At 72.1% G+C, this 16518-nt stretch carries 11 protein-coding genes; 7 read left to right on the forward strand and 4 right to left on the reverse strand.

Features of this window, described 5'->3' with window-relative positions; all coding sequences use genetic code 11:
- Positions 1 to 81 precede the first annotated feature (81 nt).
- The 4 genes from C6W10_RS22850 to C6W10_RS22865 are packed head-to-tail and all read left to right on the forward strand — an operon-like array spanning position 82 to position 4848.
- Positions 82 to 1113, forward strand: a complete 1032-nt coding sequence (locus C6W10_RS22850; RefSeq protein WP_107260366.1) for an NAD(P)-dependent oxidoreductase — start codon at positions 82 to 84, stop codon at positions 1111 to 1113.
- On the forward strand, positions 1110 to 2327 hold the full coding sequence (locus C6W10_RS22855; protein WP_107260368.1) for a class I SAM-dependent methyltransferase: 1218 nt from the start codon (positions 1110 to 1112) through the stop codon (positions 2325 to 2327). The genes C6W10_RS22850 and C6W10_RS22855 overlap by 4 nt, the downstream gene beginning before the upstream one ends.
- A 12-nt stretch (positions 2328 to 2339) precedes the next feature.
- Positions 2340 to 3272: a glycosyltransferase family 2 protein gene (locus C6W10_RS22860; RefSeq protein WP_107260369.1), complete on the forward strand. Its 933-nt coding sequence runs from the start codon at positions 2340 to 2342 to the stop codon at positions 3270 to 3272.
- A 1-nt stretch (position 3273) separates the two neighbouring features.
- Positions 3274 to 4848 (forward strand): lipopolysaccharide biosynthesis protein, encoded by a 1575-nt coding sequence (locus C6W10_RS22865; RefSeq protein ID WP_107260371.1) that lies wholly within the window; start codon positions 3274 to 3276, stop codon positions 4846 to 4848.
- A gap of 30 nt (positions 4849 to 4878) precedes the next feature.
- Here C6W10_RS22865 and C6W10_RS38725 read toward each other — a convergent pair whose 3' ends face one another.
- The 4 genes from C6W10_RS38725 to C6W10_RS22885 form a co-directional block, all read right to left on the reverse strand.
- Positions 4879 to 5196 carry a DUF4865 family protein gene (locus C6W10_RS38725; protein WP_234361388.1) on the reverse strand — a complete coding sequence of 106 codons (318 nt, stop codon included), beginning with the start codon at positions 5194 to 5196 and terminating at the stop codon, positions 4879 to 4881.
- Positions 5197 to 5236: 40 nt separating this feature from the next.
- The gene (locus C6W10_RS22875) at positions 5237 to 5917 is read right to left on the reverse strand and encodes a uridylate kinase (protein ID WP_199853729.1); all 681 of its coding nucleotides are present in this window, start codon (positions 5915 to 5917) and stop codon (positions 5237 to 5239) included.
- Positions 5918 to 6350: 433 nt separating this feature from the next.
- The gene (locus C6W10_RS22880; RefSeq protein WP_107260373.1) at positions 6351 to 9221 is read right to left on the reverse strand and encodes a PQQ-dependent sugar dehydrogenase; all 2871 of its coding nucleotides are present in this window, start codon (positions 9219 to 9221) and stop codon (positions 6351 to 6353) included.
- 162 nt (positions 9222 to 9383) lie between these two features.
- Complete coding sequence (locus C6W10_RS22885) at positions 9384 to 12278, reverse strand: PQQ-dependent sugar dehydrogenase (RefSeq protein WP_107260375.1); 2895 nt, start codon at positions 12276 to 12278, stop codon at positions 9384 to 9386.
- 500 nt (positions 12279 to 12778) lie between these two features.
- Between C6W10_RS22885 and C6W10_RS22890 the strand changes: the two genes are divergently transcribed.
- The 3 genes from C6W10_RS22890 to C6W10_RS22900 are packed head-to-tail and all read left to right on the forward strand — an operon-like array spanning position 12779 to position 16473.
- Complete coding sequence (locus C6W10_RS22890; protein ID WP_159104719.1) at positions 12779 to 13999, forward strand: glycosyltransferase family 4 protein; 1221 nt, start codon at positions 12779 to 12781, stop codon at positions 13997 to 13999.
- Between the two features lie 42 nt (positions 14000 to 14041).
- Positions 14042 to 15013 (forward strand): hypothetical protein, encoded by a 972-nt coding sequence (locus C6W10_RS22895; protein ID WP_107260379.1) that lies wholly within the window; start codon positions 14042 to 14044, stop codon positions 15011 to 15013.
- A 53-nt stretch (positions 15014 to 15066) separates the two neighbouring features.
- Positions 15067 to 16473 carry an O-antigen ligase gene (locus tag C6W10_RS22900; protein WP_159079400.1) on the forward strand — a complete coding sequence of 469 codons (1407 nt, stop codon included), beginning with the start codon at positions 15067 to 15069 and terminating at the stop codon, positions 16471 to 16473.
- Positions 16474 to 16518: the final 45 nt, after the last annotated feature.

Raw genomic sequence — 16518 nt, forward strand, 5'->3', positions numbered from 1 at the left:
AAAAGTCCGACAATAGCCCGGCCGGTCAGTGGGCCACCCATAAACTCGCCTTCTCACCCGGGCGACGACGGGAGCTTTGCCGTGCGTGTTCTCGTGACCGGCCACCATGGTTACCTCGGCGGCGTACTCACCCCGATGCTGCGCGCCGCCGGGCACGACGTGACCGGCCTGGACACCGATTACTTCTCCGACTGCCTACTCGGTCCCGCACCGGCGGCCGTACCCTCCCTCCCGCTGGACCTGCGGGACGTCGGCGCGGAGCAGCTCGCCGGGTTCGACGCGGTCTGCCATCTCGCCGCGCTCTGCAACGACCCGATCGGCAACCTCAATCCCGAGCTGACCTACGAGATCAACCACCGGGCGACGGTACGGCTGGCCGAGGCCGCCAAGGCCGCCCGGGTGAGCCGGTTCCTCTTCTCCTCCTCGTGCAGCCTCTACGGGGCGGGCACCGACGACCGGCCGCTGGACGAGACGGCCGGCTTCGCGCCGGTCACCCCGTACGGCGAGTCGAAGATCCGGGCCGAGCGGGACGTCGCGGCGCTCGCCGACGACGACTTCTCCCCGGTCTTCCTGCGCAACGCCACCGCGTACGGCTTCTCGCCCCGGCTCCGCGGCGACCTGGTGGTCAACGACCTCACCGCGCACGCCCTGCTCACCGGCGAGGTACGGCTGCTCTCCGACGGCTCGGCCTGGCGCCCGCTGGTGCACGCCGAGGACATCTGCGCGGCCTTCCTGGCCCTGCTCGAAGCGCCCCGGGAGCGGGTGCACGGCCGGGCGTACAACATCGGGGTCACCGGGGAGAACTACCTGATCCGCGACGTCGCCGAACTCGTCGCCGAGGTGGTGCCGGGCTCCCGGGTCACCTTCGCCGGTGGCGCCTCGGCGGACACCCGCAACTACCGGGTGAGCTGCGACCTGGTCGCCGCCGAGGTGCCGGGCTTCCGGCCCCGCTGGACGGTACGCAAGGGGATCGAGGAGCTGGTCGAGGCGTACCAGCGGTACGGGCTGACCATCGAGTCGTTCCGGGGCGAGCGGCACCAGCGGCTGCGCCGGATCCGGGCGCTGATCGAGGCGGGCCGGCTCGACGCCGAGCTGCGCTGGAGGGCCCGGTGACCGGTGCCGAGGGCTCCGGCGGCCGGCAGCCGGTGCACCGGTGCACGGCCTGCGGGCGGCACGACCTGGTGCCCTTCGCCGACCTGGGCGAGATCCCGGTCTACTGCGGGGTGCACTGGGCCAGCCGGGCCGAGGCGCTGGCGAGTCCGCTCGGCCGGATGTGGCTGGCGTACTGCCCGGAATGCGGGTACGTCCGCAACCTCGCCTTCGACCCGGCCGTTCTGGTCTACGACACCACCATGGACACCAACCTGCACCACTCGCCCGCCTTCGGCGTCTTCTCGGCGGAACTGGTCAAGCACCTCGCCGGGCGGTTCCCGCTGCGCGGCGGCACGGTGCTGGACGTCGGCTGCGGGCAGGGCGAGTTCCTCCGCGAGCTGTGTCACGTGGCCGGTTGCCGGGGCGTCGGCTACGACGCGATGTACGCCGGCCCGCCCGGCCCGGACCCCTCCGGCGCGACCTTCGTCCGGGGCCACGCCCCGCTGGACGCCGACACTCCCGCCTTCGACCTGGTCACCTCCCGGCACTGGTTCGAGCACCTGGACGACCCGTACGCCTTCCTCGTCCGGCTCCGCGAGCTGGCCGGCGACCGGCCGGTCCACGGCTACCTGGAGGTACCGGACGCCGGCTACGACCTGGGCACCGCCGGCTGGGAGGTGATCTATCCGCACGTCTCCTACTTCGACGGCTACTCGCTCTGCCGGATCGTCGAGCGGGCCGGCTGGCGGGTCGTCGCCACCGGGCGGCTCTTCTCCGGCATGTTCCGGTACGTCGAGATCTCGGTCAACGCGGCACCTCCGGCGACCGGCACCGCGCTGCCCGGCGCCGAGTCGCCGGGCCCGGCCGACCGGGACCGGCAGCTCGCCTCGATCGCCGGCTTCGCCGACCGGCACGCCGCCGAACGGGAGCGCTGGCGGAGCACCATCGACCGGCTGGTGGCCGCCGGTGACCGGCCGGTGCTCTGGGGGGCCGGTTCGCGCGGGGTGCAGTTCCTGCACCTGGCCGACCCGGACGGCCGGCTCGCCGCCGTGGTGGACGTGAACCCGCGCAAGTGGGGCCGCTACCTGCCGGTGACCGGGCACCAGGTGCGGGATCCGGCCACGCTCGCCGGCTCCGGCACCCGCTCGGTGATCATCACCAACCCGGCCTACCGGGACGAGATCGACGCCGCGCTGCGCCAGCTCGGCGTACGGGCCGAGCTGCTGGTCGCCTGAGCGGAGGAGACGATGGAGCCAGCGCCACGGGTGAGTCTGGGCGTACCCCTCTACAACGCCGAGCGCTACCTCGAAGGCTGCCTCGACGCCCTGCTCGCCCAGGACTACCCCGACTTCGAGATCATCATCAGCGACAACGCCTCCACCGACCGGACCTGGGAGATCTGCCAGCGCTACGCCGCGCGGGACCCTCGGATCCGGCTCTACCGCAATCCGCGCAACTTCGGCGGGCACGTCAACTACGCCCGGGTGGTCGAGCTGGCCCGGGGCGAGCTGTTCAAGTGGGTGGCGTACGACGACGTCTGCCTGCCGGCGTACCTGCGCACCTGCGTGGCGGCGCTGGACGCGGCCGGGCCGCACGCCGTACTCGCCTATCCGCGCACCGTACTCATCGACGAGGCCGGCGAGGTGATCGGCCCGTACGCCGACCGGCTGGACCTGCGCGACCGGCGGCCGTGGCGCCGGGTGGCCGGGGTGGCCCGGAACATCAACCTCTGTCACGCGCACTTCGGGGTCTTCCGGATGTCGGCGCTGCGCCGGACCGGGATGATCCGTCCGTTCCTCTCCTCCGACTACACGCTGATCGCCGAGGTGGCCCGGCTCGGCGAGATCCACGAGGTGGCCGAGCCGCTCTTCCTGCGCCGGATGCACGGCGCCTCGACCCGGCAGGCCAAGGACGCCACCCCGGCCTCGGCGCTGGCCTGGTTCGCGCAGAGCGGCAAGCGGGTCCGGGCGCCGAGGCTGCGGATGCTCGCCGAGACGCTGCGGACGCTCTCCACCGGTTCCGAGCCGCTCGGCACCCGGCTCAGTTCGGCGGTGGCGTTCCTGGCCATCTGGTGGGCCCGCCGGGTCCGGGTCCGGCTCGGCCGGCTGCGCCGCCGGGCCCCGGTCTGGCTGGGCCGGCTGATCCGGCGGCGGGCCAGCGCGGCGAAGGGAAGCGCCTAGGGTGGCCCCGGTCCAGCCCGCCCGGACGGCTCCGGACCCGGCCGGTACCCCGCTCGCCGATCCCACGTCCTCCCCGTCGGAAGGTGGCGGCCGGCTGCGCTCGGCGATCGGCTGGTCGTACGTGCTCACCGCCGGCCGGATCGGCTCGTCGATCCTGGTCACCTTCCTGCTGGCCCGGCTGCTCGGCCCGAGCGAGTTCGGCCTGGTGGCGATGGCCACCGTCTTCATCACGGTGGCGCAGACGCTGATCCAGCAGGGGCTGGTCTCCGCGATCGTGCAGCGGGACAGGCTCACCCCGGAGCATCTGGACGGCGCCTTCGTGGTGCTGGTGCTGGCCGGGGTGGTGATCGGTGGGCTGACCGCCGCCGCCAGTCCACTGTGGGCGATGGCCAACCGTGCGCCCGAGCTGACCGCCATCTGCGTCGCGCTCTCCCCGCTGGTGCTGTTGCAGGGGCTGTCGATCGTGCCCGAGGCGGTGCTGCGCCGGGAGCTGCGGTTCCGGGCGGTCGCCATCCGTACCCTGCTCGCCTCGCTGCTCAGCGGAGCCGTCGGGGTGGTGCTGGCGCTGGCCGGGGCGGGCATCTGGGCCCTGGTGGCGCAGCAGTTGGTGAACGCGGCGGTCGGCCTGGTGGTGCTCTGGTGGGTCTGCCCGTGGCGGCCGAGCCGCCGGCCCCGGCTGGCCGGCATCCGGGACCTGCTGGTCTTCTCCGCCCACTCGGCCAACGCCGGGCTGGGGCTGATGCTCAGCTCCAAGGCCGACATCCTCTTCACCGGCCTCTTCTTCGGACCGGTGGCGACCGGGATCTACCGGCTGGCGGCCCGGCTGCCGGACATGCTGGTCGACGTGACGGTCCGGTCGCTCCAGCAGGTGGCGCTGCCGTCGCTGTCTCGGTTGCAGCGGGACCGGGCGGCGCTGGCCGCGCAGCTCAACCAACTCCAGCACCTCGGCGCGCTGGCCGGGCTGCCGGTGCTCGGCATACTCGCGGCGGCGGCGCATCCGCTGGTCACGCTCCTGGGTCCGCAGTGGGCCGGCACCGAGGTGCCGCTCCGGCTGCTCTGCCTCTTCGGCGCCGTCAACGTGTACGGGGTGCTGCTCGGTCCGGCGCTCCAGGCGATCGGCCAGCCGGGCAAGCTCGCCGCGATCCTCTGGACCCGGGGCGTACTCGGGGTGGCGACCCTGGCCGCCGTCGGCACCCTCTTCACTGGGTACGGCGACGTGGCCGAGGCGACGGCGGTGGCGCTGGCGGGGGTCGGCATGCAGGTCGTGGTGACCGCCCTCGCGGTCTGGGTCACGGTGCGCCGGGCCGCGAACGCGTCGGTCGCGGCCTTCCTCGCCCCGACGGTGCCGGCGATCGTGGCCGCGGTGGCCGCCGCACTGGTGCCGCTGGCGGTGGCCCGGACCGGGCTGGACGCCGGCCCGGTGGTCGAACTGCTGGTGCTGGGCGGGGCGGCCGGGCTGGTCGCCGGGGTGCTGCTCTGGGCCACCGACGCCCGGCTACGCCGACTCGTGCTGACCCGACTCCCCCGCCGCCGGAGCGCCGGAGGCGGCGACACCGACGCGGACGCCAGGTCCTGAGCACCGTTGGACGGCGCCTGCTCGCGCCGCTCAGCGTTCGTGGTGGTAAGCAATCCAGTCCCGGAGCCGCTGCCGTACGGCGAGCGGCACGTCTACCGTCTCGATCCGCTCGGCAACAACACCGCTGTTGAAACGCTCACACCCTGCGCGTAGTAGCCGTACATCTCGTGGAAGGCGGAGCCCCGAGCCGGCCCGGCCACGGTCGCCAGCCCGGTCCAGTGCTGTACGGCGGGCCGCCCGAAGTCCCGGATGATCGTCGAGCAGGTGCCCGAACTCGGCGACCCGGTTGCGGATGATCCGCATGTCGTAGTCGGCGGGGAGGGTGATCTCGTACTGCTTGGCGTACATGTCGTGCCGTTCCTATCCGACGATGGTGCTTCCGTTTCCATCACCGCAACGCTCGGGCGGCGGGCCAACGCAGTACCCGTGGCCGGGCTGGGTCGTCGTAGTCGACCAGTACGTCCGCCCGGCCGGCCGGATCCGCCTCGGCACGGTAGAGCTGCTGACCGGGCAGGTAGCGGGCCTCGTAGCGTTCCCGGACCGACTCGGCGCTGCCGAACAGTTCCAGGTCCCGGACCAGCGCCCGGCGCAGCGACTCCGCCGGGCTGACCGCCAGGTAGATGCTGAGATCCCACTGCTCCCGCAACTCCGGACGGAGCAGGAAGACGCCGTCGAAGAGCAGTACGGCGTCGTCGGTGGCCTGCTCCGGCGGCAGGTCGACGACCTGATCCGTCCGGTGGTCGAAGACGACGGTGCGGTAGCGCCGGCTGCCGCCCGGGCCGAGCGGGTCGAGGAGGGCGGCACGCAGGGCCGGATAGTCGAAGGAGTCGCGGTAGTAGCCCTCGGCGGAGAGGCCGCCCCGGCGTTGGCGTACGGCTCTGGGCCGGTGGAAGCCGTCGACGCTGGCGGTGATCGTCTCCCGTACCGGGGCGAGTCGCCGGGCGAGTTCCGCCGCCAGGCTGCTCTTGCCGGCGGCGTCGGGACCGTCCACGGCCACCCGCAGCGGATGCCCGGGACGCATCGGGCGGATCAACTCGACCACTCTCGTCAGGAACTCGCTCTCGGTCACGACCCTCAGCCCATCTCGTTTAGGGAAACAGTACGACCGTGCACCCGGTGCTTCCAGGTATCTCCGAGCCGGCGGTCTTCTGATGTCGGATTGGGAGCGGGTGGGGATACTCGCCGAGGAGACTGTCGAGCTGCCCCGCTTGTGGGCCCACCCTCCCCGGCTGCCCGAACCCCGGTCCCGTCCGCCGGTCGACCCGAAGCGCAGCACGCCGTCGGCAACCCGGTTTCCGTGCCCCGTCTCTGCACCCAGCTCGACAGTCTCCGCGCCGACTACTCCCCGGCTCCGCCGCCGGTCGCCCATGTGGTTGCCGACCGTCCGCCCGGCGATGTCGACGCCACGTCCCACGGCCACGAGCGATGATCCGGATGGCGAATCACCGAGACGATCACAGAGGCTGGAGGACAGCCGGCCGAATACCTCCAAAGACGAGGCACTAGCTGGTCGGTGCCGCCCCGACGATCGCGGCCGGTGGGGTGAAGACGATCGACTTGCCGTTGGCCAGCACCAACTGGTTGACCGAGTACTGCACCGCGTCCGTGCCGGCCGGGTTCTCGATGCCGATCGTCGCCGAGTTGCCCAGCTCCCGTCCGGCGTTCAGCGCGGTGTAGTTGAAGACGATCTGCCCCCACTCGGAGAGCACCACCTGGAAGCTGACCCGCGCGGCCGGCGCGCCGGAGAACCCGACGTCCTTCCACTCGACCACGAACTGCCGGTCCGGTGCGGCGCCCAGCACGGCGGTCCGGACCCTGGACTCCGGGTGCATCACCAGGTCGTCCCAGAACGGATAGAGCGCGGCGTTCGGTGTCGCGGCGTACGGCAGTGCCCGGTTCGCCGGCCAGGAGCCGCGAGGATCCACAAAGGAGAGTACGCCGTTGACGTCCACCCACGCCCTGGAGTGGTTCTGCCCGTAGTACGGGAACGGGAACGGCAGCGCCACGGAAGCGGCGTCGTTGTCCCCGGTCAGCGGCAGCTCGGTGGGGCCGGCCGGCAGGTACGCCCGACCGGAGTGCGTCGTACACGCGTAGCCGAAGCCGTCCGCGCAGCTACCCGGCGCGCCGTCGTAGCTGGCGGTGTAGGTCGCCGTGCTGGCGGCCGGCGCCGTGATCACATGGGTCGCGGCTCCGCCGTCCGACCAGTTCTGGAAGGTGTACGTCCCCGGCCCGAGCCGCTGCGGCCCGGGCGCGCTGACCGTGTTGGTGGAACCGACGATCACCTGTACGGCGTTCGGGGTGGTCAGGCTCCGGCCGTTCAGGTTCACCCGTAGCCCGGCGGGCGTGGTGGCGAGCTTGAGCTGCACCGTCCTCGGGTCCAGCCGCAGCGTGGTACTGCCGGTCAGCCCACCGCTGTCCGTCGCGGTCAGCGTCAGCTCCAGATAGGACGGATACTCGTGGTCCGGGGCCACGAACGTCCCGGAGGCGACCCCGGCCACCTCGCGCACCGGATGGCTGTGACAGTTCTCCGGCGTGCTGCAGTGCATGTTGACCAGCGTCCAGCGCAGCGCCGAGGGCGGCAGCGCACCCTGCTCCGGGTCGCTGGCCCCACCGCTGAACGCGACCGTCTGCCCGGTCGCCCAGCGCAGCGCCGAGGTGGGCGCGTCGATCACCGGCACCGGGGCGGCGGTGCCGACCCTGATCTGCGCCGTCGCGCTGTGCGAGAGCCCGCCGAAGTCGACCACCTGCAACCGGGCGGTGTAGCTGCCCACCGCCGGGTACCGGTGGGTCGCGGTCAACCCGGTGGCGTCGACGGTGCCGTCGTTGGTGAAGTCCCAGCGGTATTCGAGGATGTCGCCCGGGTCGGGGTCGCTCGAATTGACGGCGTCGAAGCTGACCGTCAGCGGCGCCCGTCCACTGGTCGGGGTCGCGTCGATGACCGCCCTCGGGTACTGGTTTCCGGAGCTGTAGTGGAACCGCCGCACGGTGCCGCCGAGCAGGTCGACGTAGTACAGGTCGTTCTCCGGGCCGATCCGCAGGTCGACCACGCCGGGGGCGATCGCGAACGGCACGATCCGGGCCGGGTCCGGGAGCCCGTCGGCGCCGGTACGCATCGCCCAGACGCAGCCCCGGGAGTAGTCGGCGAAGAAGAGCGCCCCCGCGTACGCCGCCGGATAGCCGCCGCCGGACCCGGGATAGAACGCCACCCCGGCCGGGGAGGAGCCGCCGGTCGGGCAGCCGTCGCCGGCCGCCACCTGCTGACTGTGCTGGTAGGTGTAGTGCGGCCGGGTGACCGTGCCGACGGGCTGGGTGTAGAGGGTCTCGCAGAGCGTCAGGTTCGCCGCGTTGTAGCCGCCCTGCGGAGCGTTCCCCTCGTAGCACGGCCAGCCGTAGTTGCGGACCGGTCCGACCGCCGGGTCGACCACCCGGTTGATCTCCTCCCAGGTACGCCAACCGACGTCGCCGATCCAGACCTCGTTGCTGCCCGGCCGGAACGTCCAGCGGTACGGGTTGCGCAGCCCGTACGCCAGGATGCGCCGGTTGTTCGGGTCGCTGCTCGCCGCCAGCGGGTTGTCCGGCAGCGCCGCCCCGTCCGACGGCGAGATCCGGATCAGCGTGCCGGAGAGCCCGGTCGGGTCGCCCGGGGTACGGATGTCCTGGGACCGCAGCCCGCCGCCCTCGGCGCTCGGCGGCGTCATCGCGGCGCCGGGCGGCCCGGGCGGGTCGGCGCACGGGTTCGACGGGTTGCCCGCCTGCCCGTAGTCGGTGAAGGTCGCCGACGCGCCGTCGCCGCCGGTGACGTAGAGCGCGCCGTCCGGACCGAACGCGAGGTCGCCGATGGAGTGGCTCTCGATCTGGTGGCACCAGTCGTGCAGCAGCACCTGCTCGCTGCCGGTCATCACGTCGCCGTCGGCGCGCAGCCGGGAGACCCGGGCGCTGGCCTTGCAGTTCCCGAGCACCGGGCAGCTGTCGTGGTAGGTCGGCGCGCCGCCGCCGACCACGCCGTCGTAGGTGTAGCTGAGGTAGACGTACGGGTCGGTGGGGAAGTTCGGCGGCAGGGCCAGGCCGATCAGGCCGAGGTCCTCGTAGTCGTACACCTTGGGGCGCAGGTCGGCGAAGACGGTGGCGGTGTTGTCGGCGAGGCTGTCGAAGACCTTGACGATGCCGCTCTTCTCGGCGACGAAGACCCGGCCGTCCGGCGCGAAGATCAGCTTGGTGGGGCGGGTCAGCCCGGTGAAGACCACCTGCTGGGTGAAGCCGGGCGGGATCGCCGCCGCGGGTTCGGGGTCGAACGGGGGCAGCCCGACCACGACCGGTACGCCCAGCACGAGTGCCAGGGTCAGGACCCAGATTCGCCGTACCGCTCGGGACATGGCGGCCTCCCTCCACGGCGCCGCCGAACGGTCGGCGACTGCCGCGCTCCAGGATCACCGTCCGTAGCGGAGCGGGCTGTCGCGAGGTTGACCAGGGCGGTTAACTGACCGGGCGCTACTTAACGACCAATCAGCTTCCCTGGTCAACCGTTCGCACAGTGGCTACCTGGGCCGTCGGTCGAGAATCGGCGACTGGCGACGCTCACCCCTGTCGGCTACGAAGGGTGGCGACGCGACCGGCCGGAAGACCACCGAGGTGCCGTCGGCCAGCGCTGGATGGTTGACCGAGTACGGCAGCGCGAGGGTGCCGGCCGGATTCTCGATGCCGACCGTCGCCGAGTCGCCGCGCTCCCGCCCGCTGCTGTTCAGGTCCCGGTAGTTGAAGACGATCTCACCGTTCTCCGCGATCAGCGCCTCGAAGCTGATCCGTGCGGAGCTGGAACCGTACATGCCGCTGTCGCGCCACTCCACCACGAACCGGCGGTTCGGCGCGGTACCCGTCACCCCGATCCGGACGCTGGAGTCCGCCCGCCCCCAGAGGTCGTCCCAGAACGGATAGAGCGCCGCGTTCGGCGCGCCGGCCGCCGGCAGCACCGTGTTGCCCGGCTGCGGCCCGCCCGGGTCGGTGAAGGAGAGGAAGCCGTTCCCGGAGACCCAGGCGGTGCGGTAGGTCTCGGCGAAGAACGGCACCGGGAACGGCAGCGTCACCTGGGTCACCGCGTCGTCGCCGGTGAGCGGCAGCACCGTGTCGGCCGGCACCCAGGGCCGGCCCGTCGCGGTGCCGCAGGTGTAGAACGCCGTGGTCCCGCAGCCGGCCGCCCCGGCGTACGTCGCCGTGTAGGTGGCCGCCGTCGCGGGCGCGGTGAGGACGTGCGTGGCCGCGCCCTCGTCGGACCAGCCGGTGAAGGAGTACGGCACCCCGCCGACCGTCTGCGGGCTCGGCGCGCTCACCGTGTTGGTCGAGCCGACGATCACGGTACGGGTGAACGGCGCCGTCCCGGTGGTCGCGCCGACGGTCAGCCGCAGCCCCGGCGGGTCACTGGCGAAAGTCAGGTCGACGGTCCGCGGGTCGAGCCGGCGTACCACGGTGTTCGACAGGCCCTGCGCGTCGGTGGCGGTCAGCTCCAACTCCAGATACGACGGATATTCGTGGTCCGGCGCCACGAAGGAGCCGGACGCCACTCCGGACCACTCCTGGAGGTGGTGGGTGTGGCAGTTGCCGACCGACTCGCAGTGCTCCATCCGCAGCTTCCAGCGCAGCGCGGACGCCGGCAGGGTGCCCTGCTGCGGGTCGGTGGCCCGGCCGGCGAAGCTCAATCTGTCGCCGACCTGCCAGGTGGTGCCGACCGCCGGGCTCTCCAGCAGGGCGGTCGGGGCGGCGTTGCCGGGCTGGATGGTGACGCTGCTGCTCGCCGAGACGCCGAGGGTGTCGGTGACGGTCAGCGTCGCGGTGTGCCGGCCGGCGCTCGGGTAGCGGAACGTGGCGGTCGGGGTGGTGGCGTCGACCGTACCGTCGCTGGTGAAGTCCCACCGGTAGCTCAGCCGGCCGGCGTCGGCCGGGTCCGGGTCGGTCGACCCGGTGCCGTCGAAGGTCACGTCCAGCGGGGCGGGGCCGCTGGTCGGGGTCGCGTTGATCACCGCGGTCGGCGGCTGGTTGCCGGGGAAGTACCGGATCCGGCGCACGGTGCCACCGGTCAGGTCGGCGTAGTACAGCTCGGCACCCGGGCCGATCGCCAGGTCGACCGGCCCGGCGGCGGCCTGCCCGAACGCCTGGAGGTTGGCCGGGTCCGGCAGCCCGCCCGGGCTGCTCGGGCGCATCGCCCAGATGCAGCCGCGCGAGTAGTCGGCGAAGAAGAGCGCCCCCGCGTACGTCGCCGGATAGCTGCCGCCGCTGCCCGGATAGAAGGCGAGCCCGGAGACGGCGTCCCCGCCCGAGCCGCAGTTCTCCCCCGGCACCACCTCCGCGCCGTGGTGGTAGGCGTAGTACGGCGGGGTCTGCCCGGCACCGGTGTAGAGCGTCTCGCAGAGGTTCAGGTTGGCGTTGTCGTAGCTGCCCGTCCGGGCGGCACCCTCGTAGCAGGGCCAGCCGAGGTTGCTGACCCCCGCCCTCGGGTCGACGATCCGGTTGACCTCCTCCCAGCTGTTCCAGCCGACGTCGCCGAGCCAGATCTCGTTGGTGCCCGGCCGGATGGTGAACCGGTACGGGTTGCGGGTGCCGTACCCGACGATCCGCCGGGTGTTCGGGTCGGCCGCGTCGATCGCCGGGTTGCCCGGCGCCGCCGCCCCGGTCGCCGGGTCGAGCCGCAGCACCGCGCCGTCCAGCCCGGTCGGGTCGGCGTCGCTGCGGACGTCCTGGGCCCGCAGCGCCCCGCCCTCGGCGGTCGGCGGCGTCATGGTGCCGCCGGGCGGGTCGGCGCACGGGTTCACCGGGTTGCCCAACTGGCCGTAGTCGATGGCGCTGAAACTGGCCCCGTCGCCGGCCGTGGCGTAGAGCATGCCGTCCGCGCCGAACCGCAGGTCGCCGACCGAGTGGCTCGGGTACTGCTGACACCAGTCGGAGATCAGCACCTGCTCGGTACCGGTCATCACGTCGCCGCTGGCCCGCAGCCGGGAGAGCCGGCCGGTGACCACGCAGCGGCCGTTGTTGGCGTCGCCGCAGGTGTCGTTCCACACCGGAGCCGTCCGGCCCGGGGGCGCGTCGTAGGTGTAGAGCACGTAGACCCACGGGTCCGCCGGGAAGTTGGCCGGCAGCGCCAGCCCGAGCAGGCCGCGGTCCCACTGGTTGTGCACGTTGGTGGAGAGGTCGGCGAAGACGGTCGGGGTGGGGTCGGCCAGGTCGGCGTAGACCTTGATCCGGCCGCCCTTCTCGGCGACGAAGACCCGCCCGTCGGGGGCGAACTCGATGTTGGTCGGCTGGTCCAGCCCGCTGAACACCACCTGCTCCTGGAAGCCGGCCGGCAGCGTCACCGCCGAGGCCGGCGCTCCGCCCAGCGGCGCCAGTACGCTCGCCAGCAGCGCCGCCACCAGACCCAGTCGCAAGCCCCGCCGCAGCCGCATGCCCCACTTCCTCTCCACGTGGCGAGCGGCAGTTCCGAACCCGACCGTGAACAGCGGCTCACCTTTGTCGGCACAGAGTAGGCTCCGACGCAACACTTGCGACCGAGCCGCGTCTAATCGCGAATCGGGACGAAGATCAATGAAACCCACTTCCCCGACGGTTCGCCCTCGATGCCGCCGAATTGGTGTTGATCAGGGCACTGACCTGCCGTTCGAGCCCTGACACGCGGATGAGCCCGTGAAGGAACAATCGTACGATCGGTCGCGACCTTGTAAGTAACTCGACACATCCACCAATCCTCGGTCCTTGCTCGGGCCGGGTCGGTAGAGCAATGTCTTGGTAGGCACCGGGCCGGTAGCGGAACAGCCGGGTGCGAGAGCAAGGCTCATTCGGGTCGCGGCGTAATCGCATACGCCGCGACCTTCCATCGAAAACGTCGTCCGAGCTGCGCGGATGGGAGTTAGAGATGGCCGATCGACGCCCCCACGTGGTGATCGTGGTGGTAAATCTGCCAGCCGAGCGGGACCGCCGAGTGATCCGGGAGTGTCAGGCACTGGAGGCGGCCGGCTACCGGGCGTCGGTGATCTGCCCACGGGGACCACGCCGGCTCACGGTGCTACCCGGCACCGCCGCCACCAGGATCCACTCGTTTCCCCAGCCACTCGCGGGCAAGGGCGTGCTCTCCTTCGCCGCCGAGTTCGCCTGGGCACTGATCGCCGTCGCCACCCGGCTGCTCGGGCTGATGCTGCGGACCCGGGTGGACGCCGTCCAGGCGTGCAACCCGCCGGACGTCTTCTGGGTGGTCGGGCTGCTGATGCGGGCCCTGGGCCGACCCTTCGTCTTCGACCACCACGACCTGAGCCCGGAACTCTACGAGTGCAAGGCGGGGCAACCCCGACCGAGTGTGCTGTGGATGCTCCGGCTCTTCGAACGACTCTCCTGGCGTACCGCCACCGCCGTGGTCGCCACCAACGAGTCGTTCCGGGAACTGGCGATGGGCCGGGGCGGCTGCCCACCGGAGAAGGTGGTGGTGGTGCGCAACGGCCCGGCCCTGGCCGAGGTGCGGCACGGCGACGGCCCGGAGACCGAGGACGCCCGGCAGAAGGTCGTCTACGTCGGAGTGATCAACCCGCAGGACAACGTCGAGGCGACCGTACTCGCCGCCGAGCGGCTGGCCGGGCTGCGCGGCACCGACGACTGGGAGCTGGTCGTCGCCGGGGACGGCGAGAGCATGCCGGAACTGCGCCGGCTCGCCACCGAGCGGGGGGTGGACGACGTCGTACGCTTCACCGGCTGGTTGGAGGCCGACGAGGTCGACGCGCTGCTCTGCTCCGCCTCGATCGCGATCCAGCCGGACCGGCCGAGCCGGATGGCCGAGATGTACACGATGGCGAAGACGGTGGAGTACGTCGCCCGGGGCGTACCGGTGGTCGCGGTCGACCTGCTGGAGACCCGGCGTACCGCCGAGGCGGCGGCGAGCTATGTGCAGACCGGCAGCCCGGACGAATTCGCCAAGGTGATCGACCAGCTTCTCAGTGACGACTCCGCCCGGGCCGCGATGAGTGCGACCGGGAGACAGCGGTTCGTCGATGAACTCGCCTGGGACCACCAGGTGAAGTCGTACATCCGACTGTGGGATCGATTGCTCCGCCCGTCGCTCAGCGACTACAACGAAGTTTCACACGGTAACGGGGCCGATGCCGCGCGTCTGCCGATCTGACCACTCGCACCGTACTTCCGCACCTTTCGAAAGGGCCGCCCGATGGACCTTCTCGACCTGCTGAAGCTCATGTTTCGGCGGTGGTACGTCTCGGCTCCGATCGTCGTCGTGACGCTCGGCGCGGCCCTCGCGTTCGGGCTGGCGATCCAGCCGGAATACAAGACCGAGGTGGCGATCCTGCTCGTCCCGCCGACCACCTCGGCCGCACCGGACGAGGACGCCGCACCCCGGCCCGGCAACCCGTGGCTGCGGATCGGCGAGAACGCGATGGCCCAGGCCGTGCAGATCTCCACCTCCGCGCACGACGCCCGGACCAGGATCGCGGCGGCCGGCGGTGACCCCGACTACGAGGTCGGGCTGGTCACCCGCAGCTCGATCCTGACCGTCGCGGTGACGGCGTCGAGCGAGGAGAGCGCCCGGAAGACCGTCGAGGCGGTGACCCAGCTCATCCACGACGAGGTCGCCGGGCAGCAGGCGCCGTACAAGCCCAACCCGGGTGAGCAGATCACCACCGAGGTGCTGGATCCCGGGCTGAACATCGTGCCGTCCCGCTCCAACGTGCTGCGGGCACAGGTCGTGATCACGGCCATCGGCCTCCTGCTGGCCGCCGTCGCCGCCGTGGTCCACGACGCGGTGGCCCGCCGCCGGGCGAGCAGCCGGCTCGGCCAGCGCCGCGACGCGCGTACCCCGATGGCCTGGAACGCCGGCCAGGCGGTGGTCAACGGGCCCCGCCCGGGTCCCGCCCCGGCGGTCTCGCCGGCCCCGGCGGCCCGGGTCGCGCCGGTCTCCCCCGGTCCCGGCCGCGAGCCGACCCAGTCCCTCTCCCGGCGCGACCGGCACGGCGCCGACGACCGGATCCCGGCGCACCCGGCCGACGATCGCCACCCCGGCTCGCCGGCCGACGACCGGGGGCCCGGACCGGGCGGCAACGGACGCGGCGGCGGGACCCCGAGCGAGGAGACGATCCTGCTCACCACCACCGCCCGGCACGTCGTGGACGATCCGGGCCGATGATCCCCGGGAAGCCCACGAGCGCCGGCTGACGGCGCACGGACGAGACGAGCGACGTGCCGACCTACCTATCCGCGCGGCGGTCCGACACGGTGTACGACGGCATCACCCCCGCCGTACGCCACTTCCCGGATGCCACCGCGGCGGTGATCGCGTCGATCATGCTTGCCTACCTGCTCCCCTTCCGGCTGGTCTTCCCCCCGCTGAGCGACCTGGGCAAGCCGGGGCTGATGGTCGGGTTCGGCCTGCTGGTCTGGTGGGCGCTGAGCCGGCTGCACCCCACCCTGGTCACCCGGGGACAGCAGCCGATGCGCTGGGCGATGGCGATCTACCTGGTCAGCCTCTTCCTCTCCTACGTCGCCGGGCAGGGGCGCGGGATGCCGGTACTGGAGGCGAACGGCGCCGAGCGGACCCTGCTGATGGCGCTCGCCGGAGCCGGGATCCTGCTCGCCGCCGCCGACGGGGTGCTGACCCGGGAACGCATCGACAAGGTGCTGCGCTGGTTCTGCTGGGGCGCCAGCTTCATGGCCTTCGTCGCGCTGGTCCAGTTCGTGACCCGGATCGACCTGACCACCTATCTGAAGCTGCCGCCGCTGCTGACCTTCCACAAGGAGGTGGTCGGGTTCCGCGACCGGGGCGGCGACGGGCTGGTCCGGGTCGCCGGCACCGCCGGGCACTACATCGAGTTCAGCGTACTGATGGTGATCGGCCTGGTGGTGGCGATCCACTTCGCCCGGTTCTCGTCGACCCGACGCGACCGGCAGATCTACGGCGCGCTGGCGATGTTCCAGGCGGCGGTCATCCCGATCTCGCTCTCCCGCACCGGAGTGCTCGCCCTCGGCGCCGCGATCCTGCTCTTCGTCCTGGTCTGGCCGCTGCGGACCACCTTCAACGTGCTGGTGGTCGGCTGTTTCCTGACCGCGCTGATCCAGGTCGCCCGGCCCGGCCTGCTCGCCGCGATCAAGTCGCTGCTGCTGGCCGGGGAGAACGATCCCAGCGTGCAGGCCCGGGTGGAGGACTACGACTACGTGGCCCCGTTCATCCGGGAGCGTCCCTGGCTGGGGCGCGGGGTCGGCACCTTCCTGCCGGAGCTGTACCAACTGCTGGACAACCAGTGGCTGACCACCCTGGTCCAGGGCGGCATCATCGGGGTGGCCGGGCTCACCGTCTTCTTCGGATCCGGGGTGGTGGTCGCCGGCCGGGTACGCCGGTTCGCCCGTACCGAACGGGACCGCGACCTGGCGGCGGTGCTGGCGGTGGCGATCGGGGTGGCCGCCGTCTCCGGGTTCACCTTCGACTCGATGTACTTCACGACGTTCTTCATCACCGTGCACGTGCTGCTCGGGCTGACCGGCGCGCTGTGGCGGCTGACCAGGGCGGAACGCACCAACCGGATCGAGTCGGGCCGGCCGGGGCGGCAACCCGACGAACCCGGGCCGGTGCCGGCGGCGGCACAGGCATGACGGGGCGGGGCGCGGGACGCGGCCAGCTCCGGGAACCCGAGCGGA

This window comes from Plantactinospora sp. BB1 (assembly GCF_003030385.1).
Classification (GTDB): Bacteria; Actinomycetota; Actinomycetes; order Mycobacteriales; family Micromonosporaceae; genus Plantactinospora.

Coding starts and splice junctions, on each gene's coding strand:
- C6W10_RS22860 (WP_107260369.1), top strand. CDS start 2,340: ATGGAGCCAGCGCCACGGGTGAGTCTGGGCGTACCCCTCTACAACGCC.
- C6W10_RS38725 (WP_234361388.1), bottom strand. CDS start 5,196: ATGTACGCCAAGCAGTACGAGATCACCCTCCCCGCCGACTACGACATG.
- C6W10_RS22880 (WP_107260373.1), bottom strand. CDS start 9,221: ATGTCCCGAGCGGTACGGCGAATCTGGGTCCTGACCCTGGCACTCGTG.
- C6W10_RS22885 (WP_107260375.1), bottom strand. CDS start 12,278: ATGCGGCTGCGGCGGGGCTTGCGACTGGGTCTGGTGGCGGCGCTGCTG.
- C6W10_RS22895 (WP_107260379.1), top strand. CDS start 14,042: ATGGACCTTCTCGACCTGCTGAAGCTCATGTTTCGGCGGTGGTACGTC.